Source organism: Campylobacter concisus, assembly GCF_003048835.2.
In the GTDB taxonomy this organism is placed as follows: Bacteria; Campylobacterota; Campylobacteria; order Campylobacterales; family Campylobacteraceae; genus Campylobacter_A; species Campylobacter_A concisus_D.
Map to the genome: position 1 here is coordinate 1,371,905 of NZ_CP060705.1, position 20,715 is coordinate 1,392,619.

The following is a 20,715-nucleotide window of genomic DNA, read 5'->3' on the forward strand; positions in this document are numbered from 1 at the left end:
AATATGAAATTTAAGGGAGCTTATGCAAGTTGGCATTAAATTTTCAACCGCGATACACGCGCTTTTGTGTGCTAAATTTTTTGAAAACGAGAAGGTTACAAGCGAATTTATAGCTGGTAGCATAAACACAAACCCAGTTATCGTTAGAAAGCTACTTGGCATCTTAAAGGCTGCAGGGCTCGTAAATGTCGCAGCTGGAGTTGGCGGAGTATGCCTTGCAAAAGAGCCAAAAGATATAAATTTACTTGAAATTTTTAACGCAGTAAATGATAAAGAAAAACTTTTTAAAATTCACTCTGATTCACCAAAAGCCTGCCCGCTTGGTGGCAGGATAGAGGAGCTTTTAAGCGGGCACTTTTTAAGGGCGCAAACTGCCCTAGAAAACGAGCTAAAAAGCGTTACTTTGCAAGACTTACTAGACGAACTTGCGAGATAAATTTAGGCTAGAAATTTGACTTTCTAGCCAAAACAAATTTAAAACTACTCCTGCATCGCGATCCATTTTTGTGCGATCCTGACGGCATTTGTCGCAGCTCCCACGCGGATCTGGTCGGCACTGCACCAAAGATGAAGCACATTTGATCTAAAGTTATCAACCCTGATCCTGCCAACATAAGTCTCGTTTGTATCGCTTGAGATAGTAGGCATCGGATACTCTTTTTTAGCTGGATTATCGACTACGACGACGCTTGGAGCTTTGCTTAAAACCTCTCTTGCCGCATCTGCGCTCACGTCTTTGTCAAAGTGGATAGTGATCGCCTCAGAGTGGCTTCTAAGCACCGGCACACGCACGCAAGTTGCGCTCACTTCGATATCTTTGTGAAGGATCTTTTGCGTTTCATTGACCATTTTCATCTCTTCTTTTGTATAGTCGTTATCCAAAAAGACGTCGATATGCGGGATCACGTTTAGCGCTAGGCGGTGCGCGAAGACCTTTGGCTCACACTCATCAAGCTTAAATTCAAAAAACTTTTGCATCTGTACGACAAGCTCTTCCATGCCCTCTTTGCCAGCGCCGCTTGCTGCTTGATAGGTAGAAACATCGACCCTGTTGATACCAAAAGCGTCATTTAGTGGCTTTAAAATTTGCACCATTTGGATGGTTGAGCAGTTTGGATTTGCGATGATGCCGCGGTTTTTCCATTGCGCTATATCACTTGGGTTACACTCAGGCACGACTAGCGGGATATCTTTATCCATCCTAAAATGGCTGGTGTTATCGATAACTACTGCGCCGCTGTCAGCTGCAAATTTAGCAAATTTCTCTGAAACTGAGCCGCCTGCGCTAAAAAATGCGATATCGATCTCATGCTCGCTAAAAACTTTCTCGGTTAGCTCTTTTACTTTGTAGTGTTTGCCCTTAAATTCGATCTCCATGCCAACGCTCTTTGCGCTTGCAAGCGGCAAAAGCTCGCCAACTGGAAAATCAACCTCTTCCATAACTCTAAAAAGCTCTTCGCCGACTGCTCCTGTCGCACCAACGACCGCTACGTTAAATTTTCTCATCTGCTCTCCTTGGTTTCTTTTAATTTTCTTAATTTGCATAATTTTACTAGCCAAAAACTTAAATTTATTATTATTTCTTACTTCTTGCTTGTAAAAATAGATCATTTGGTAAAATTTCATCGCCCTCGCTTAGTATCGCTGCACGCTGCACGACTGAGATGAGCTCTCTTATGTTACCTGGATAATCATAGCCCAAAAGCTCCTCTTTGGCTGCTTTTGAGAAATTTTTAGCCTCAAAGCCATACTCTTTGCAGCATTTTTCTAAAGCATCTTGTGCGATAGGCAAAATTTCATCTTTTCGCTCGCGAAGTGGCGGGATGAAAAGCGGGATCGTGTTTAGGCGGTAGAAAAGATCTTCTCTAAACCTGCCCTCTTTCATCGCAAGCTCTAAATTTGCATTTGTAGCGCAGATGATGCGAACGTCGATCTTTTCGCTCTTTGTGGCACCAAGCCTTGTTATCTCACGCTCTTGAAGCGCACGAAGCAGCTTTGGCTGTAAATTTATAGGCATCTCGCCGATCTCATCTAAAAATAGTGTTCCACCATTTGCCAGCTCAAAATGCCCTTTTTTGGTAGCCGCAGCGTCGGTAAATGCGCCTTTTTCAAAGCCAAAAAGCTCACTTTCTATCAAATTTTCAGGGATCGCTGCCATATTTAAAGCGACAAATGCAGCGTCTTTTCTTGGTGAGTTTGCGTGGATAAATTTAGCAAAGACCTCCTTGCCAACGCCACTTTCGCCACTAAGCATAACAGAAGCGTCAGTTCTTGCAGCTTTTAGAGCGATATTTAGCGTGGCTTCAAGTGCTTTTGAAGTAGCTAAAAAGCCGTTATTTTCGCTCTTGGTTTCAACTTTTTTTATGCTTTTTGGAGTCTTTTGCTTTAGCGCCTCTACCCTTTTTATCGCCTCATAAAGGGTTGAGACGTCAAATGGCTTGGTTAAAAAGTCCTTCACGCCAAGCCTAACGCTCTCGATCGCCTTATTTAGCGTGGCGTTTCCAGTCATTATGATGACGTCAAATTTGCCGTTTAGCTCTTTAATGAACTCTAGTCCGTCCATTTTTGGCATGTTTATATCGGTTATTATTAGATCAGTGTCGTCGCTTAGCTTTTTTAGAGCCTCAACTGCGCTCTTATAGCTTTTGATGTTTAGTTCTTCATACTCGCCAAGTGCGATCTCAAGCGACTTTCGCATGTTGATGTCATCTTCTACTATGACGATATTCATTTGATCTCTTTTTTATTGAAGTGTGCCGATGATAGCGGATTTTGGCTTAAATTCCACCATAAATCTAACTGGCAAAATTTTCAAATTTGAAGCGTTTGTGACCTGCGCATTTTTGACATTTAGCTCATTTTTTATCATCACTTTTTTTAAGGCAAAGCAGTCAAAAATTTCATCTTTGTGTAAATTTAAAAAGCCAAGAGTTGTGGTGTTTTCATCTTTAAAAGCGTCTATCTGGCAAAGAAATTTTGGTTTTGGATTTGGCGAAAGGGTCATCGCCTTTGAAAATGAAATTTCCTCATGAGCGATGATATGATTTGTCGTATCGACCTTTGCCCAGAAGATAAACTCCTCCAGGCAAAAGGCGAAATTTAAAAGTATCGTTAGTAAGAAAAGACTTCTCGCCACTTATCTTCGTCTATCTTAAGCTCCATATTTACCTTATAAAGCCCGTCTTTGAAATTTTCACTTACTATCCTTGCGTTTTTAACAAGACCTTGAACCTTTGAAGTGATAGATGAGTCGTTTAGCATCGCGTCTCTTACGGTGTCTTCAGCGTTGATCTTTACGCCGTAAAGCTTGCCTGCAAGCTGCGAATAAGCATCAGCCATCGCTGCTCTTTTTGCAAGAGTAACCGACTGAGCGTATGAGAGCGAATTTAGCGGAGCTATGCCCTCACCTGTGGCTCTAAATGTAGTCTCTCTTGGAGCGCTATCATATATCATCTTCTCTTTTTTCATCACCTCTCTAAGATCGTCTTTATCGACCTTTTGGATGACTACGTTGCGGTTTGATGTGTTTGTTGGCTCGCCCATAAAGCCGTTAAATGAGCAACCGCCAAAAATAGCAACCATCAAAGCAAAAAATAAAATTTTAACCTTCATAAACAACCTTTTTTATGCTTTTATTTAAAATTTAACAGCAAATTTTATTCCAAAAGCCCCATGTCTTCGCTTGGTGCTTCTTCCTCGTTCTCGCCGTCTTCAGCTTTAGGGCAGCTTGCGATACTTACAACATCATCGCCATCGACGTTTACGACGATCACGCCGCTTGTGTTACGTCCTGCTTTGCGGATGCTTTGCATATCAACTCTTATCATCTTGCCGCTTGATGTTAGAGCCATAAGGTCTTGCTCCTCATCAACCATCACAACGCCCACAAGATCGCCTGTTCTGTTTGTTAGCTTCATGCAGATGACGCCTTTGCCACCGCGGTTTGTCAAGCGGTACTCATCAGCGGTTGTGCGCTTGCCGATACCTTTTTGAGATATGCTTAAAATTTCTTGGTCATTGCTTTCGATGACCGCAGCACCTACGACCTCATCGCCTGGCTCTTTAAATTTGATACCAGTTACGCCGCGTGCAGTTCTTCCCATTTGGCGAACCTTGCTGATCTTAAATTTAAGACACATGCCTTTTTTGGTAACCACAAATAGCATTGTCTCATCGCTTGAGCTTGCGTCCTCTTCGGCATTTGCATTGTCTTCGTCGATCTCATTTTGAAGCTCTTCAACTTCAAGCACCTCTATCTCAACACTTAGCTCATTTTCAGGGTCAGTGACCGGCATATCATCGTATGTTTGAGCGATGAGTGCGGTTACTAGCTCGTCGTTCTCATCAAGGCTTATAGCTCTTACGCCAACTGAGCGGATGTTTTTAAACTCACTTAAATTTGTGCGTTTTACGATGCCGTTTTTAGTAAAGAATGCTAGCGATTTGCTCTCGTCAAAGTCAGTCGTTGGTATGATAGCTTTGATCTTCTCGTCAGGCTGCAACTGGATCAAATTTACAACTGCTTTGCCCTTTGCTGTGCGGCTTCCCTCTGGAATTTTATAAACTTTTAGCCAATAAAGCTGTCCGCGGTCAGTCACAAACATAAGCGTATCGTGGGTATTTGAAGTAAAGAAGCTCTCTATAAAGTCATCATCATATGTCGTGACTGCTACTTTGCCTTTGCCGCCACGTTTTTGCTTCTCATACTGCTTGCTTGGCACACGCTTGATGTAGCCGCGGTGAGTTATGGTTACGACCATATTTTCATTTGGTATGAGGTCTTCGATATCGATATCATCGTAGTCATCAACGATCTCAGTTACTCTTGGTACTTTAAATTTATTTTTGATCTCTAAAAGCTCTTCTTTGATCAAATTTTCAAGCAATGTCTCGCTCTTTAAAATTTCATCAAGTCTTGCGATCTCAGCCATAAGCTCGGCTAGCTCAGCCTCTAGTTTTTCTCTCTCTAGGCCTGTAAGCTTGCTTAGACGCATATCAAGGATAGCGTTTGCTTGAAGCTCTGAGAGGTTAAATTTACTCATCAAGCCTTCTCTGGCAACGGCTGTATCAGCACTATTTCTAATAAGCTCGATCACCTCATCGATGTTATCAAGTGCGATCTTTAGACCCTCTAAGATGTGGGCTCTTGCGCGCGCTTTTTCAAGCTCAAATATCGTCCTTCTAATGATAACTGTTTTTCTGTGATTTAAAAATAGCTTAAGTAGCTCGATAAGGTTAAAAACCTTTGGCTCTTTGTTATTAATAGCAAGCATAATAACGCCAAAAGTGCTCTCCATCGTGGTTGATTTAAATAGGTTGTTTAGCACGATGTCGCTCATAGCGTCGCGTTTTAGCTCGATGACTACGCGGATGCCGTCCTTATCAGACTCATCTCTAACCTCGCTAATGCCATCTATCTGCTTATCTTTTACAAGCTCGGCGATCTGCTCGATAAGTCTTGCTTTGTTTGTTTGATATGGTAGCTCGTCGATGACGATCACATCTTTGTTTGGCTTTTTTTCTATGTGGGTTTTTGCTCTTAGTTTGACCCTGCCACGACCTGTGCGGTAGGCCTCTATGATGCCCTTTTTACCAAAGATGATACCGCCGGTTGGGAAGTCTGGACCTTTGATAAATTCCATCACCTCTTCAAGTGTCGCTTCTTTGTTTTCAAGAAGGAGCAAAAGACCGTCTATTAGCTCATCAAGGCTGTGTGGTGGGATATTTGTCGCCATACCGACAGCGATACCGCTTGAGCCATTTAATAATAAATTTGGCACACGGCTAGGCAAAACATCTGGCTCAACCTCTCTATCATCGTAGTTTGGCACAAAATCAACCGTGTCTTTGTCGATATCTTTTAAAAGCTCTTCAGTAAGCATAGTCATTCTAGCTTCGGTATAACGCATCGCAGCTGCGCTGTCGCCGTCAATAGAGCCAAAGTTTCCTTGTCCATCAACGACTGGATAACGCATAGAAAATTTCTGAGCCATACGAACAAGTGCGTCATAAACCGCTGTATCGCCATGTGGGTGGTACTTACCGATGACTTCACCGACGATACGAGCTGACTTCATATAAGCACTTCTGCTGCCAACGCCGAGGTTATCCATAGCGTATAAAATTCTTCTATGAACTGGCTTTAGTCCGTCTCTAGCGTCAGGCAAAGCACGTCCAACGATGACGCTCATAGAGTAGTCAAGATAGCTATTTTTTATAGAATCTTCGATATCAACTGAAGCGATATCTTGAGTTAATTCAAGTAGATTGTCTTTCATTTTTATCCTTAAATTTAGCTTGTGGGATTTTAGCCAAAAATTGATAAAAACTTTCTAAGGGCAAAGCGGCCTGGGTTAAATTTAACCCTTAAGCGCGCTCATAATATGTAGCTCCGTTTGAAAAACGCTTTGTGTAAAGCGGGGTGTATGGCACAAGATCAGCGTGTCCTGCATAGAGCCTGCCCTCTGGCTTAAGTAGCTTATGAAGCCTTTCGACGCATTTTAGTCTAAATTCGTCGTCAAAATATATCATCATATTTCTTGAAAGGACAATGTCAAATTTACCAAGATTAAACATCGCATCATCAAAAACATTTAAAATTTTAAACTCACACCTTGGTAAAATTTCTTTTTTGATGAAAAATTTGTCATCTTTTTTTGTAAAAAATCTCTCCTTTTGAAACTCGCTTAGCCTATGTAAGCTCCTCTCGCCATAGCTTCCGACGCTACAAGCTTGTATGGCTTCTGAGTTTATGTCGATGCCAGTTAGCTGGATATCACTTTGTTTAAGACCAAATTCATAAGCAAGCATAGCAAGCGAATAGACCTCATCGCCAGTTGAGCAAGGCGCGCATAAAATTCTAGCCTCCCCAAGCTCTTTTGCGTAGTAGATCACGTCTTTTAGCTGTGCTAGCTCTCTATAAAAATATGTCTCATTTACGGTGACTAAATTTAAAAGATCTTGCCTAAGCAGCGTGTCAAATCTTATCATCGAAACTAGATCTTTAAAGCTTTTTATCTGGCGATTTTTGGCAAATATACTAACTCTTTGCAGAGTGATGTCTCTCTTTGGCTCCAGATCAACCCCGCAAAGCGTCTTTATAGTGCTCATAAATTCGTTAAATCCATCCATGTCGCTTGGTGCTTTTGCCTCTAAAACTTCGCTTTGTTTATCCACTTTGTTAAAAAGCATTTAAAAACTCCTCAAGCTCTTTTCTTATCATCATTAAATTTAACGATTTTAAATTTTGATTTAGCTCTTTAGCACGCTTTGGCATGCCATAAACTATCGCGCTCTCTTCGTTTTCAGCTATGCATTTTGCACCTGCTTTATAGAGCTTATCAAGCCCAGCTGCGCCATCATCGCCGATGCCAGTTAGCAAGATCGCAAGTAAATTTACATTTTTGGCGATCTGCGTGCCTGAGTTAAAAAGCACATCAACATTTGGCGTATATATCGTTTTTATCTCAGGTTGTGGCTTTGCACTAACTGGCAAAGTCGCTGAAATTTCAAAATTTTGATCACAGATATAGACGATATTTTCTCTTAAATTTGTCTTTTCGCTTAGAATTTCAACATTTATATTGCACTCCCTGCCCATTTGCGTGACAAATGAGTTTATAAACATCTTGTTCATATGCTGAGCTATGACGACCATCGCACCATTTAAATTTATATCTTTTAATAGTTTTTTTATATGACCTGGGCCTCCTGTAGAAGCCCCTATTAAGACCAGTTTTTGAGCCACTAATTGCCTTTAAATTTAAAATTTACCACACAAATCAAGTTCTAAATTCGCCAAGTTTTGCATTTAGCGTATCTGTCATCTTGTTTAGATGCTCAGCAGCTGAAGCTATCTCTTCTACGCTTCTTGCACTTTGAGATGAAATTTGACTTATGCCCTCCATGTTTTTTACTATATCGTCAATATCCTTGCCAGTCTTTATATAGTCCTCGATAGTTTTATCAGATAGTCCTATGGCTGATCTCATGATACCACTCATATCTCTTATGGTGTTTTGCGCGTTGTTTGCCACGCCTGTTAGCTCGCTTATTTGCTTAGAATTTATACTCATTTGCTCGCTACTTTCATTTATCGCTTGAACGATGACATTGATAGTTGCATTTATCTCAGTAAGGCTCTTTTGAGTGCGCTCAGCTAGCTTTCTAACCTCATCTGCAACGACTGCAAAACCACGTCCATGCTCGCCAGCCCTTGCTGCTTCGATGGCTGCATTAAGGGCTAGTAAATTTGTCTGATCTGCTATGTCGTTGATAACAACAAGCACTGATTTAACCTGCTCAGCATCTCGGCTAAGCTGCTCGATCTTGCCAGCCATTTGATTTTCAATATCAGATGTCTGAGCGATCTCTGAAGATAAATTTGAGATGGTATTTAGCGTCTCATCAACGTAGCTTAGCGCCTTTTGAAGATCATCTTTGCCACCTTTTGCAACTTCGATTGACTCTTTCATATATGATTGTATCTCAGTGCAATCCTTCCCAGCGCTCTCAACTATCTTGCTTGAGTTTTCTACCCCGCGACCAGTTTGGACTGAGGTTGAGCTAAGCTCATTTGCGATGGAGCTGTTTTCATTTGAGATATCTTTTGCCTCCGAGATTAAAACCCTTACTTTTTCTATAAATTTATTTATGGCTTCGCTGGCTTTGGCTATCTCATCTTTGCCGACGACTTCTAGTTTTCTTGTTAGATCGCCATCGCCACTTGAGAGGTTTGTAGCTCGCAAGATTAGCTCATTTAGAGGTTTTGTGATAGAAAATTTAGAATAAAGCATAGCAACTATTAGTGAGATGATTAAGACTACGACGGCTATGACGATGAAATTTGTAGTGTTTGCATTGGCATCATTTTGCATGGTAGCTGAAATTTTATCTATCTCTTTATACATGCCCTCAAGATCAACAACAGACATCAAAAGCACATCCTCATGAAATAAATTTAGCTTTTGTCCACGTGCTATCTTTCTTATAGTATTGCCATCCTTTGACTTCGCAACAAAATTTACAAAGTCTCCATTACTATTTTGCTTAGCCTTTTCGATAAGCTCTTTTACATATTTATAGCCATTTGCGTCAGTTGCATCAAGCCTATTTTGTCCATTAAATTCAGGTATACCAGGGTTTGCAATAACCACACCATCTATTGTTGAGAGACTAAAGTAACCAAGCTTACCATCACCAAATCTAGCCCTTGAGAGATAGTCGATAATATCTTCTTTTTGATCTTCTATGGTCTCGTTTGCGTCGTCATAGACCTCTTGAATTTTTAGCAAAATGTTTGAAACGATATCCATCTCTTCACTTAAAGCTGCCCTTTTGTCGGCCAAGACCGTTTCGGTCAGCTCTTTGGTAGAAAATTCTATCGCTTTGTTTTGCTCGTAAATGTTTAGAAAGACTAAGATGGCTCCAAGCACCAGTAGGGACGAGACGATCATCATCGTTACTTTTGATGAAATTTTCATAATACCTCCTTTTGAATGTTTAAATTTCCTTAATTTTGAGATTATAGCACTATTAAAGTGCAATATTTACTTTTTATTTGTGATCTTATATAAAAAGCTAAATATCTCGGCCACCGCTTTATATAAATTTGGCGGTATCTCTTGATCGACCTCTACCTTGCTTAAAATTTCAATGAGATCAGGATCCTCTTTGATCGGTATATCGTGCTCTTTTGCAAGGCTTATTATCTTGTTTGCTATCTCGCCAGCACCGCTTGCAAGCACCTTTGGAGCGTTATCTTGCGATCTGTTGTAGCCAAGGGCGACGGCTTTTTTCTTATTTACTTGCATCAAATTTTCTTATCAAAGCCCACATCAAGGCCGCCAAAATTTTTAAATCTATCGTTTAGCTTCACCTTTGGCAAGGTTTTGATGTTAAAATTTGAAACGATTAGTCCAAGCTTTGAGATCGCTTGCTTTAGCTCGCTTGAGCTAGATAAAATGAGCTCTTTAAACTCATTTGTCTGCGTTGCCACCGATAGATCGATATAGCGCTTATCCACAAGCCCCACCATCACATTTATCTGGCCAAATTTTTTAAAATTTAGATCGATCTGGGCATAAAATTTATCCTTTTTGCCCTGCTTAAACGCGACATTTCCGCCCTCCACGCCGTCCCAGATATATGGCATATAAGTTTGTATGCCTCCTTGCAGGCTTGAGACCATCTGATGCATCTCGATCTGCGAGATCATCTTGTTTGCAGCATTTACGGTTTGTGGGTTTTGGCTCTTTTCGCTTATGTTTAAAAGCGTGCTTTTTACATCTTGATTTAGCACATTTGAAATTTCACTGCCGCTCTTTGTCGTGATATTATTTATGTCGTTAGTGGCTAGTTTTAGCTGTTTTAAAAGCGCCTTACTCTCAGCTAGATCGCTTTTAGCTGTGCTTGCTTCTGGGTCAGCTAGACTTAGGCTATGAGCGAGACGTCTGGCCGCACTTTGGAGCTTATCTTGCAAGCTGCCATCTTTCGAGACGTCGCTAACCTCGTTAAATGCCTTTACAAGCCCAGCCTCATCGCCTATGTTATTTAGCATTTTTAGATCGTTTTTTAGGTTTTCAAGGATAGTTTTTAGCTCTTTGTGGTTTGAGCTAAAAGCCGCACTTTGATTTAGCTTTTCGCTCGCTAAATTTGCTACCTTTTCGCTTAAATTTGAGATGAAATTCTCCATCTTGCCGATCTGGCTTTTAACCGCATCTGCGCTTTGCTCTTTTGAGAAGTTTTTATCTAGAAATTTAGCCACATTATCAAGCTTATCCACATCTTTTAAAAGTGTTTTCATGTTTGAGTTATCAAGGATATTTTTAGCATCACCGCTCGCTTTTTCAAGCATGGAGGTGAGCTTCATAAATGAGTTTTGATTATCCAAGCTCTCATCATTTAGAGTTAAAATTTGACTAAGTAAATTTTGATTTGAGAGATTTTTTATATCGCTTAGTAGCTTTTGCACCGAGCTTGGCAGCTTCTCTGGAGTAAGCGCATCTTTTAAATTTGCTTCAAGCATGACGCCAGAGTTTTTGATCTGATCATTTAGTGAGCCAGCTTTAAGATCGGCTATTGGTTTTAGAAATTCTTTTAGTTTTAGTGCAAGGCTCTTTATCTCAGGACTTTCATTTTGCGCAGCTTCTGCCTCTAGGCTTTTTGCAAGGTCTGAGAGCTCGCTAGCTAAATTTGGAGCGATCTTAGTATCTTTTGCCTGAGATAAAATTTGCTCAGCTTTGCTAAGGCTTGAAGCACTTTTTAGATCATCAAGCACCCTTGCAACTAGCTTGCCAACGTTATCAAGAGCATTTGAGATGGTCTGCTCACTTGGCGTCCCAGCTGGCTGATTTTTAAAAAGCGAGCCTTCATTTTTGCGAACAGGCGCGTTTTGGGAGGCGTTTTGCCCAGTTTGAACCGAGGTGTTTGAGATATTTAGAGAATTTGCTACGTCCATTTTCTACTTTTTATTTTCTCTATCGGCAAAATTGCCATTTTGCTGAATAGTCGCGATGCCAGCCGTCCTTGCAACAAGCCTGTCGTTGTACTCTTTTCTCATGTGCTGCGGTATGGTCTTTTGCGTTAGCGCAAATAAAATGAGCCCAACATAAAGCACCAAATAGACATAGATAAAGCCAAATGCACCAAAAATTTTCATCGCATAGCTCATAAGAAGCGGCGAGAAAAGCGAGGCAAAAGAGTAGCTAAAAAGCAGTGCGCGTGCCACTTGAACGCTCTTTGTCTTGTCTGTGATCTCGTCATTTGCCCTAGCTAGCGAAAGTCCGTATGTGCAAAAAATGCCGCCGCCAAAGAAAAACGAAAGTATGTATTGAACGATTAAATTTGAGCCATTTAGCAAAAATAAAACCGCACTGATTAAAGATACAACGCTACAAAGCAAGAGCGCTGGGCGTCTGCCGTATTTATCAGAAAAGCCTCCGATAAATGTTTGAGCCAAAAAGCCCCCAGCCATCGCTATCGTCATAAAAAATGACGCCTCTTTTGCACTATATCCTTGAAGCAAGACAAAGAGGCTTGCCATAGAAAAAAAGCCATTTATCGCAAGTCCTGCAACGAGCGCTCCCACGAGTGCTAGCGGGACGATACCAAAAATTTTTGGGATGTTTATGGGTTGGCGCTGCGGGATTTGAGGCTGGTTGATGCGGATTAAATTTAAAGGTATGCTTGAGAGCATGATAAAGGCTGCGCTGATGATGAAAATTTCAAATGCGCTAAGATCAAGCGCTAAGATCAAAATTCCAAGTCCAAAGCTCGTGTAGAAAACGCACTCGTAAAAGGCGATGACGCGCGATCTTATCTTGTTTGGGATCTTAGCATTTAGCCAGCTTTCTATAACCATCAAAAGTGCGTAGTAGCAATATCCCAAAAAGGCTCGCAAAATCGCCCAAAAGATCAAATTTTCACTTATGGCGTGAAGCATGGCTGAGACTGCAAATATAGATGAAAAGATAGCAAAAGCTCTGATGTGACCAGTGGTTGAGATAACTCTGTGCGCTGTGATCGTGCTAATTAACGCTCCTATGAAAAATCCAGTGTTAATTAGTCCAATCGCAAGCTCGCCTACGCCATTTTGCTTAAGAAGCGCACTACAAGAGGCGATAACTAGGCCATTGCCTATAAAAAGCAGACTCATGCCCAAAAATAGCGGCCCCATCGAGCGAATGATCCTAAAGCTACTTGCCATCTGCGTCCTTTTTTAAATTATTTTGCATTATCCCAAAGATAAAAGCTCCAATAGGCATCGGAGCAAGCCCCACTAAAAAGCCAGGCACGTTTAGTAAATTTTCATTTTTTAAAAATATAAATCCCAAAAATAGTATCGCATAAGCGACCAAGCGGTAAGGCATAAATGCCGCCACAAAGCTTTTATCTTTAAATGAAAATTTCTGCTTTTTTAGCCTTGCTTTTTCATCTTTTAGGCTAAATTCTTTTGGCTCTTCAGTTAAATTTTCATCCTCTTCATCCTCGTCCTCTTCTTTTTGCATAGCCAAAATTTCATCTCTTGCATTTTCTAGCCTTGAATTTATGCGATTTTTATAGGCAAAAAAGCTAGCCGTTAGGATGATAAGCGAGGCAAAAAATGAAATTTGCGAGCTTATAAAAAATTGATTTGATATAAATTTGCCAACCATGCTAAGGGCTAGCCAAAGCGCAAAATAGCAAATAAAAAGCCTGCTAATTGTCCTCGTCATCATCGTCTTTTTTATAGCCTTTATATCTAGCCTCATCCTTTAGCTCATCTAGGCTTTTAACCTGCGCTTTGTAGGCCTTATAGACATTTAAAATGGCAGCTGCGATGCCAAAAGCAAGCCCTATCCAAAGCGCTGGCGTGAAATTTGTAGCCTTTTTTACAAGATACCCCAGCCCAGTGCCGATCACCACAGCTACGACCATCGATATGCCAAGGCTTAGTTGCTCAGCACCTGCTACGATATCTTTTATCTTAAATTTTGCCATTAAGCTTTTATCTCCAAAAATGCCTCTTTAGCTGCATTTATCGCTAGGTCAATATCCGCTTCACTCATCACATCGCAGATAAATCCCGTCTCAAACTGACTTGGCGCTAGATAAATTCCACGCCTAAGCATCGCTTGGTGAAATTTAGCAAAGAGTTTTGTGTCGCTCTTTAGCGCATCGTCGTAGTTTTTCACAACGTGATCTGTGAAAAAGTAGCCAAACATCGAGCCACGAACCTCGGTTTGTATAGCGATGCCAGCGCTTTTTGCTGCCTCTTTGAAGCCCTCCATTAGTTTTTTAGCTAGTTTTTCAAGTCTGGCGTATAAATTTACGTCGCTATTTATCTTAGAAATAGCCGCTATACCAGCGCTCATCGCCACTGGGTTGCCACTTAGTGTGCCTGCTTGATATACTGCACCTTCAGGGCTTAGGCAGTCCATGATCTTAGCCTTACCGCCAAATGCAGCGACGTTCATACCTCCGCCTATAACCTTACCAAATGTGACAAGATCGGCATCTACTTCGTGAAATGGATATGAGCCAAGGCGAGAAGCTCTAAAACCGCTCATAACCTCATCAAGTATAAGCACTGCACCAAATTTATCGCAAAGCGCTCTAAGCTCACGTAAGAATTTCTTATCAGCTGGCACAAGCCCCATATTTCCTGCGATTGGCTCGATAATGACAACGCCTATTTTGTCTTTGTTGTTTTCAAAGATGGCTTTTACACTCTCTATATCGTTGTAGATAGCTAAAAATGTATTTTTCACAACATCTTGTGGCACGCCGCCGCTTGAAGCGTTGCCGTATGTCGTAGCGCCACTTCCTGCCTTGATAAGAAGTGCGTCGCTGTGTCCGTGGTAGCAGCCTTCAAATTTGATAAGTCCGTCTTTTTTAGCATATCCTCTAGCCACTCTGATAGCGCTCATGGTAGCCTCTGTGCCAGAGCTAACGAAGCGAATTTTATCTATTTGTTTAAACTCATCACATATTAGCTTTGCTAGAGCGGTCTCTTTTGGAGATGGAGCGCCATATGATACGCCTTGTTTTACAGCAGAGATGATCGCTTCTTCTATGTCTTTGTCGCAGTGACCAAAGATGAGCGGACCCCAGCTTTGGATGAAGTCAAGGTATTTTTTGCCCTCGATGTCGTATAGATAAGCTCCCCTAGCATGATCTATCATCACAGGCTCGCCTCCAACACTGCCAAATGCACGAACTGGTGAATTTACGCCGCCTGGGATATATTTTTTAGCTTCGCTAAATGCCTCTTTATTTGTCATTTTTTATCCTTTTGATTTTGTGTTTTTAAATTTGTCTTTTGATTATCTTTTTGATTTATTGCTGGTTTTGCTGGTGTCTTTTGCGCCTGCGTGCTAGCTGGCTTTGCTGGTTCGGCTGGCTTTGTAGCTGGCGCTTGCTTTGCTGGCTCTGTAGGTTTTACAGCAGGCGCAGTTTTAGCAGGTTCAGGCTGTTTTTGCGTAGCAGCAGGTGCGGCTGGCTTGGCTAAATTTTGTGTTTTTGGCGCTTTTGCAGGAGGTTTCATCTGATTTGTGATGTATTCATAAAGTATAGTCGTCTCCTCGTCTGTCAAAAAGTAACTTGGCATGACGCCTTTTGGCTTTGTAAGAGCTGCTTTAAAGCTTTCAAAATCTATATCATTTATCTTTGGCGCTCTAAGCTCGTCATCGACCGTTTTGTTTGTTTTTTTGTCAAAGTGTTTGTATTTAGAGATTAGACTACCCTCGCCCTTTGCGCCGTGACATTTGTCACAGCCTATGCCACGTGGATTTAGGTAGAGCATCTTGGCGTACTCGGTCTTTGTGATAAAATCAGCACCAAAAATCGCCATGCAAAAAAGCAAAATCAAAAAAATAGACCTCATAAACCTCTCTTTTAAAAATTTAATTTATTTTTAGGTATGATACCACCCTTGTGATTAAAAAAGCTTTTAAGTAAGGATCGAATATGAAAATTTTAGACGGAAAAGCCGTATCTTTAAAGGTCAAAGAAAACGTAAAAGTAAGAGCTGATGAGCTAAAGAAATTTGGTGTCGAGCCAACCTTGGCCGTCGTCTTGGTCGGCGAAGATAAGGCATCTCAAACATACGTTAGAGCCAAAGAGAAAGCCTGCAACGAATACGGCATAAAAAGCGTGGCTCACCGTCTAAGCGAAAATACAACCCAAAACGAGCTTCTAGCGCTCATAAACGTGCTAAATTTAGACGATAGCATCCATGGTATCTTGGTTCAACTGCCGCTTCCAAAGCATATCGATACAAACGTCGTGCTCGCAGCGATCGATCCACGAAAAGATGTAGATGGCTTTCACGCTGTAAATGTTGGCAAACTTGTTAGCGGACTTGATGGCTTCGTGCCTTGCACACCGCTTGGCGTGATGGAAATTTTAAAAGAGTATGGCATAGATGTAGCTGGGCTAAATGCGGTGGTGATCGGCAGAAGTAACATCGTTGGCAAGCCTATGGCAAATTTACTCCTAAATGCCTCTGCAACAGTTACGGTGACGCACAGCAAGACTAAAAATTTAAAAGAAATTTGCAAAAATGCTGACCTCATAGTAGCAGCCATTGGCAAGCCATTTTTCTTAAAGGCTGATATGGTAAAAGATGGCGCGGTAGTCGTTGATGTGGGTATAAACAGACTTGATGATGGCAGGCTTGTGGGCGACGTGGATTTTGAAGAGGTCGCACCAAAATGCTCATATATCACGCCTGTTCCTGGCGGCGTGGGACCTATGACCATAGCCATGCTTTTAAACAACACCATCCTTGCTGCACAAGCAAAGATAGCTAAAAATTAAAGAGTGAGATAATGAAGAGAGCTTTTACTAAATTTTATGACTTTTGCTCGAGCTGGACAGGCACGGTTATCATCGTTTTGCTTGTCATTTTCTTTGTGGCTCAAGCCTTTGTGATCCCGTCTGGTTCGATGAAAAACACACTTTTGGTTGGGGATTTTTTATTTGCTAAAAAGTATGTTTATGGCATACCAACACCAAGAATTCCTTGGCTTGAGGTGAAAATTTTACCTGAGCTAAATGACAATGGTCACCTTATAACTGGCGATGGTCCTGCAAGGGGCGATATAGTCGTATTTCGCTATCCAAACGATGAGAAAACTCACTTTGTAAAGCGCTGCTTTGCCACAAGCGAGGACGAGATCGTTTTTGCTGAAAAAGCCCTCTATCTGCGCCCAAAAGAGGGAGATAGCTTTATAAAGGCAAACTGCCGTGAAAATTTAAATGGCAAAGAGAGTAAATTTGGCTACTCATGCAGCGACATAGCCGAGCTTGATGGCAAACTTTTCATAAAAGAGCCGTATAGATTTAGTGGCATCCATTACGACGAAAATGTAAATTTATTTGAGCAGATGGTTTTCATGCTAAATACAAACAAATCAAACGTTTTTATGAAGCCAGCGCTCATTAGCTCACTACCGCAAAATCCAAATTTTAACTTTAATGCATTTTACGTAAAAGTGCCAAAAGATGAATACTTTATGATAGGCGACAACCGCGATCACTCAAACGACAGCCGTTTTTGGGGAAGCGTGGCTTACAAGGACATAGTCGGTCAGCCTTGGTTTATTTATTTTAGCTGGGACAATAACTACAATGTGCGCTGGGAGCGTATCGGACGCTTTGTAGATACGATAGAAAACGATGAGTTTTTCACAAAACAAGCTCTAAAAGAGGGAGAAGTCGATGGACTTCACTAATTTTGATCCCATAAAAGTCGCCACTATCGTCATCTCTTTAATAATCGCCATCGTAGGCCACGAGATTGCTCACGGATATGTAGCTTATAAATTTGGCGACAACACCGCAAAAAGCCTTGGCAGACTTAGCATAAATCCCATAAAACACATCGATCTTGTTGGCACTATCATCGTGCCACTGGTGCTTTATCTAAGCACTGGTATGATGTTTGGCTGGGCAAAACCAGTGCCTGTAAATACCTACACAGTCGTGCGAAATGGCGGATACAAGGCAGCTATCTACGTAAGTCTAGCTGGCATTTGCTACAACATCATCCTAGGCATCTTGTCGCTTTTTGTGCTAAAGGCTTTGCTAAACATAGAAACCTTTGAAATTTTACTTCAGTTTTTATTTACGCTTGCGCTTTTAAATTTGATGTTAGCCATCTTTAACCTCTATCCGATCCCACCACTTGACGGCTTTCACGCGCTCGAGTATGCGCTTAGAAATTTTGGCTTTCACGCACTAGCAGAAAAGCTTGAGGGTATCTCAAGATATGGCTTTGTCATCCTTATCATCATCCTCATTTCGCCTTTAAAAGATACTATCTTTTATCCAACAAGATACGTTTTAGAAATCGCAAGCGCCTTTATAAATGGCTAAATTTAGAGCAAATTTGCTCTAAATTTTTGGCTTTGTGATCTTATAAGAGTACTCTTTTTTAAATTCCTCTTTTGGCGCAAGGCTAAATTTAAGCTCCACCTTGCCATCTTTGCCGATATCTTTTTTATCAAAGCCCTTTATCTCGACCTTTACTGCCTCGTCAGCAGATACTGGCACGCGGTCAACCAAAGTGACATCGACACTCTTACTTGAGTTATTTTTGACACTTATCTCATAGCCCTCTTCGCTTATGCGGTCTTTGCCAAGAAGCGAGGTCTTTTTAAATTTATTTAATCGCTCTTTTTTAAGCTCGATTAGCTCGTTTTGTCCTAAAAATAACTGCACTGGCTCATCTTTTGCTTTCATCTCAAACTCACTTGGACTACCAACACTCACACCATTAACATAAAACTGCGTTTTAGCTGGAGTTAGATCGTCATTTAGCTTAAAGCTAGCTACGTTATATGCCTTTAGTGAGCCGTAAAAATCAGCAAAAACGCTAAAATTTGCATCCATTTTTTGTGTATCGTAAGTTATATATTTGCTCTCGCCTTTTGCTAAATTTATCCCATCTATCTTCCAAATTTTGGCAAACTCGTTCTCATCTCTTTGCACACGCATATCAGCGACCTCAGCAGCGACTTTCGCAGCTCTTAGCATATTTTTTGAAGCGCCGTAACCATCAGCTTCAGCCTCGCTCTCCTCATACCAAGGGTAAAACTTGCTTGGAGCAAGCGCCTTTTGATATCTGGTCGGATAGATGGCGAGCTTTAAATTTTTAACTTCATTTGCAAAAGGGTTGGTGAGCAAAATTTCTTGTTTTATCAAGATATTTTTGTTTTTTGTATCTGCATAAATTTCATTTAGCGTCTTTGGCGCCTCATCATCCATATATGAAAGCGTCGCCTCTTTTGGGCTGCAAGCAAATTTCATATCAAGCTGCAAAAATCCGGCCATCTCGCTTTTTGGCTCATTTTCTTTAAGCGCTTCAAGCTCACTTTTAGCAGCTGAAATTTTCTCGATATTTTCTAGGCTAAATTTATAAAACTCCTCAGCTCTTTTTGTCACATCGTTACTTTTATTTTCTCCTATCAAAGCTTGCTCTATAAACCTACCTCTTGTATTTAGCGCCTCAAGTTTATTATTTAAATTTACAACTTCTTGCTTCCATTTTATGTAACTTTGGCTATTTTCTTCGCTGATCTTTTTTAGATTAGCATTCGCGTCACAATCCCCATTTATAGTGATGCTCTCACTCTCCACACCCTCTGGCACAAAGGCGCTAAAAGAGCTGTTTGCGTCACTAAATTTTTGAGTGATAATGGTTTGATCTGTGTAGATCTCTATTAGATTTTCATTTGCAAAGGCTAGTGTAGAAGCCACCAAAAAGAGCACTTTTTTCACATTTTCTCCTTTAAATTTTTGGTAAATTATAGCTTCATTTTGGCTGAGAGTAAAATTTTATTTTAATGCAACTTTGACTATAATCAACAAAAAATTTAACGGACTTTTCATGAAGATAGACAAAGTTTTCTTAGCTAGCGATCACGCTGGTTTTGAGCTAAAAAACGAGCTTAAAGAGGCTATTAAAGGGCTTGGATACGAAGTAGTTGATCTTGGCACAAACGATAAAAATAGCGTTGATTACCCTGATTATGCGCATTTGCTAGCGAGCAAGCTTGAGCCTAACTGCTACGGCGTGCTAGTTTGTGGCACAGGCATAGGTATATCAATAGCTGCAAACAGGCATGAAAACGTAAGGTGTGCTCTTTGCCACGACGAATTTACCGCTAGACTTGCCAGAGAGCACAACGACGCAAACGTGATTGCTTTTGGCGCAAGAGTTATTGGCGCTGGCGTGGCTATCTCGGCGGTTGAAGCCTTTTTAAAGACTGAGTTTGCAGGCGGCAGACACGAAAGAAGAGTCAAAAAAATAGAGCTTGAGGCAGGCAAATGATAGGTGAGTGGATCGTTTTTACCGCTCTTGTTTGTGCTGCGATCTACCTAACCGTCATGGTTTTTTACTTCAAAACGCTTCTAAAAAAAGAGCGTGCGACAAAAGATTTTATGAAAAATAATCTCCAAGACACCGAGGTCGTCATAAGAAAATTTCAGATCCAACTCCAAAGAAGTCTAGGCAATATCGACATCTTGACAGATGAGCTAAACAAAACTAAAAACGACGTAACCTCACTTCGCACAAGAAATTCCCAGTACCGCCTAGAAAACGACAAGCTAAGACAACGCATTCGTGAGCTTGAAGGCAAGATCGAAGCGCTACTATAACCTCAAATTTAAGGAAATTTATGAAAATTTTAGATCAAAAAGGCAAAGAATTTTTACTAAACTCTATTCGCTGCATAAACGATTTTCCAAAGCCTGGCATAGTTTTTCGCGACATCACGACGCTGCTAAACAACAAAGAGGCATTTAACTTTTTGATAGATCATTTGGTGGCTAGATATGAGGACGCAAATATCGACTACATCGCTGGCATCGAGTCTCGTGGCTTTATCTTTGGCGCGGCGCTTGCGGCAAGACTAAGGCTACCTTTTGTGCCTATTCGCAAGCCAAAAAAACTACCTTTTATCACGCTTTCTCAAAAATATAGCCTAGAATACGGCGTTGATGAAGTGCAAATTCACATCGATGCTTTTGGAGAAAAAGCAGGCGCTAGAGTGCTTTTGATGGACGATCTCATAGCCACTGGAGGCACTGCAAAGGCTTCAGTTGAGCTTATCAATCAAACTAACGCAACCTGCGTAGAGGCGTGTTTTCTCATAGATCTAGTCGATCTAAAAGGTAGCGAAAAGCTAAAGTCACTTACTAAAATTTACAGCGTTTTAGAGGTTTAGA

23 protein-coding genes are annotated in these 20,715 nt (G+C 41.1%); 7 read left to right on the forward strand and 16 right to left on the reverse strand.

Features of this window, described 5'->3' with window-relative positions; all coding sequences use genetic code 11:
• The first annotated feature begins 22 nt into the window (after positions 1–22).
• Positions 23–436, forward strand: coding sequence for an Rrf2 family transcriptional regulator (locus CVT08_RS06910; protein WP_107855990.1), 414 nt, complete (start codon positions 23–25; stop codon positions 434–436).
• Between the two features lie 44 nt (positions 437–480).
• On the opposite strand, the gene CVT08_RS06915 is transcribed toward CVT08_RS06910, so the two are convergent.
• From CVT08_RS06915 to CVT08_RS10470, 15 genes are all read right to left on the reverse strand, one after another.
• Positions 481–1,506: an aspartate-semialdehyde dehydrogenase gene (locus CVT08_RS06915; RefSeq protein ID WP_107856076.1), complete on the reverse strand. Its 1,026-nt coding sequence runs from the start codon at positions 1,504–1,506 to the stop codon at positions 481–483.
• 70 nt (positions 1,507–1,576) lie between these two features.
• Positions 1,577–2,731, reverse strand: coding sequence for a sigma-54-dependent transcriptional regulator (locus tag CVT08_RS06920; RefSeq protein ID WP_107855991.1), 1,155 nt, complete (start codon positions 2,729–2,731; stop codon positions 1,577–1,579).
• Positions 2,732–2,743: 12 nt separating this feature from the next.
• Entirely contained in the window at positions 2,744–3,136 is a 393-nt protein-coding gene (locus CVT08_RS06925) for a hypothetical protein (RefSeq protein ID WP_103637100.1), read from the reverse strand.
• The gene (locus CVT08_RS06930; protein WP_107855992.1) at positions 3,112–3,612 is read right to left on the reverse strand and encodes an LPP20 family lipoprotein; all 501 of its coding nucleotides are present in this window, start codon (positions 3,610–3,612) and stop codon (positions 3,112–3,114) included. Before CVT08_RS06930 ends, CVT08_RS06925 begins: the two co-directional genes overlap by 25 nt.
• A 44-nt stretch (positions 3,613–3,656) precedes the next feature.
• Entirely contained in the window at positions 3,657–6,278 is a 2,622-nt protein-coding gene (gyrA, locus tag CVT08_RS06935; RefSeq protein WP_107855993.1) for a DNA gyrase subunit A, read from the reverse strand.
• Between the two features lie 88 nt (positions 6,279–6,366).
• The gene (locus CVT08_RS06940) at positions 6,367–7,191 is read right to left on the reverse strand and encodes a CheR family methyltransferase (RefSeq protein ID WP_107855994.1); all 825 of its coding nucleotides are present in this window, start codon (positions 7,189–7,191) and stop codon (positions 6,367–6,369) included.
• Positions 7,181–7,747, reverse strand: a complete 567-nt coding sequence (locus CVT08_RS06945; RefSeq protein ID WP_021092891.1) for a CheB methylesterase domain-containing protein — start codon at positions 7,745–7,747, stop codon at positions 7,181–7,183. The genes CVT08_RS06940 and CVT08_RS06945 overlap by 11 nt, the downstream gene beginning before the upstream one ends.
• Before the next feature lie 34 nt (positions 7,748–7,781).
• The gene (locus CVT08_RS06950; RefSeq protein ID WP_107855995.1) at positions 7,782–9,482 is read right to left on the reverse strand and encodes a methyl-accepting chemotaxis protein; all 1,701 of its coding nucleotides are present in this window, start codon (positions 9,480–9,482) and stop codon (positions 7,782–7,784) included.
• Positions 9,483–9,548: 66 nt separating this feature from the next.
• Positions 9,549–9,815 carry a FlhB-like flagellar biosynthesis protein gene (locus tag CVT08_RS06955; protein WP_223227339.1) on the reverse strand — a complete coding sequence of 89 codons (267 nt, stop codon included), beginning with the start codon at positions 9,813–9,815 and terminating at the stop codon, positions 9,549–9,551.
• On the reverse strand, positions 9,812–11,458 hold the full coding sequence (locus CVT08_RS06960) for a flagellar hook-length control protein FliK (RefSeq protein ID WP_103635367.1): 1,647 nt from the start codon (positions 11,456–11,458) through the stop codon (positions 9,812–9,814). The genes CVT08_RS06955 and CVT08_RS06960 overlap by 4 nt, the downstream gene beginning before the upstream one ends.
• 3 nt (positions 11,459–11,461) lie before the next feature.
• A complete protein-coding gene (locus CVT08_RS06965) occupies positions 11,462–12,706 on the reverse strand; it encodes an MFS transporter (protein WP_103558738.1) in 1,245 nt (414 codons plus the stop codon).
• Positions 12,696–13,214, reverse strand: coding sequence for a hypothetical protein (locus CVT08_RS06970; RefSeq protein WP_230855919.1), 519 nt, complete (start codon positions 13,212–13,214; stop codon positions 12,696–12,698). Before CVT08_RS06970 ends, CVT08_RS06965 begins: the two co-directional genes overlap by 11 nt.
• Positions 13,198–13,479, reverse strand: a complete 282-nt coding sequence (locus CVT08_RS06975; RefSeq protein WP_107855997.1) for an AtpZ/AtpI family protein — start codon at positions 13,477–13,479, stop codon at positions 13,198–13,200. The genes CVT08_RS06970 and CVT08_RS06975 overlap by 17 nt, the downstream gene beginning before the upstream one ends.
• Positions 13,479–14,762, reverse strand: a complete 1,284-nt coding sequence (hemL, locus tag CVT08_RS06980; protein ID WP_107855998.1) for a glutamate-1-semialdehyde 2,1-aminomutase — start codon at positions 14,760–14,762, stop codon at positions 13,479–13,481. The genes CVT08_RS06975 and hemL overlap by 1 nt, the downstream gene beginning before the upstream one ends.
• Complete coding sequence (locus CVT08_RS10470; protein ID WP_107855999.1) at positions 14,759–15,364, reverse strand: c-type cytochrome; 606 nt, start codon at positions 15,362–15,364, stop codon at positions 14,759–14,761. The genes hemL and CVT08_RS10470 overlap by 4 nt, the downstream gene beginning before the upstream one ends.
• Positions 15,365–15,447: 83 nt before the next feature.
• Here CVT08_RS10470 and folD point away from each other — a divergent pair, with 83 nt between their 5' ends.
• The 3 genes from folD to CVT08_RS07000 are packed head-to-tail and all read left to right on the forward strand — an operon-like array spanning position 15,448 to position 17,859.
• On the forward strand, positions 15,448–16,299 hold the full coding sequence (gene folD / locus CVT08_RS06990) for a bifunctional methylenetetrahydrofolate dehydrogenase/methenyltetrahydrofolate cyclohydrolase FolD (RefSeq protein ID WP_107856000.1): 852 nt from the start codon (positions 15,448–15,450) through the stop codon (positions 16,297–16,299).
• An 11-nt stretch (positions 16,300–16,310) separates the two neighbouring features.
• Positions 16,311–17,216, forward strand: coding sequence for a signal peptidase I (gene lepB / locus CVT08_RS06995; protein WP_107856001.1), 906 nt, complete (start codon positions 16,311–16,313; stop codon positions 17,214–17,216).
• Positions 17,203–17,859 (forward strand): site-2 protease family protein, encoded by a 657-nt coding sequence (locus tag CVT08_RS07000; RefSeq protein WP_107856002.1) that lies wholly within the window; start codon positions 17,203–17,205, stop codon positions 17,857–17,859. The genes lepB and CVT08_RS07000 overlap by 14 nt, the downstream gene beginning before the upstream one ends.
• Positions 17,860–17,877: 18 nt before the next feature.
• Here CVT08_RS07000 and CVT08_RS07005 read toward each other — a convergent pair whose 3' ends face one another.
• The gene (locus tag CVT08_RS07005) at positions 17,878–19,263 is read right to left on the reverse strand and encodes a DUF4139 domain-containing protein (protein ID WP_107856003.1); all 1,386 of its coding nucleotides are present in this window, start codon (positions 19,261–19,263) and stop codon (positions 17,878–17,880) included.
• A gap of 109 nt (positions 19,264–19,372) precedes the next feature.
• Here CVT08_RS07005 and rpiB point away from each other — a divergent pair, with 109 nt between their 5' ends.
• The 3 genes from rpiB to apt are packed head-to-tail and all read left to right on the forward strand — an operon-like array spanning position 19,373 to position 20,714.
• Positions 19,373–19,816 (forward strand): ribose 5-phosphate isomerase B, encoded by a 444-nt coding sequence (gene rpiB, locus CVT08_RS07010; RefSeq protein WP_021086444.1) that lies wholly within the window; start codon positions 19,373–19,375, stop codon positions 19,814–19,816.
• Positions 19,813–20,145, forward strand: coding sequence for a hypothetical protein (locus tag CVT08_RS07015; protein ID WP_002939538.1), 333 nt, complete (start codon positions 19,813–19,815; stop codon positions 20,143–20,145). The genes rpiB and CVT08_RS07015 overlap by 4 nt, the downstream gene beginning before the upstream one ends.
• 20 nt (positions 20,146–20,165) lie before the next feature.
• Positions 20,166–20,714: an adenine phosphoribosyltransferase gene (gene apt / locus CVT08_RS07020; RefSeq protein WP_002939787.1), complete on the forward strand. Its 549-nt coding sequence runs from the start codon at positions 20,166–20,168 to the stop codon at positions 20,712–20,714.
• Position 20,715 lies beyond the last annotated feature (1 nt).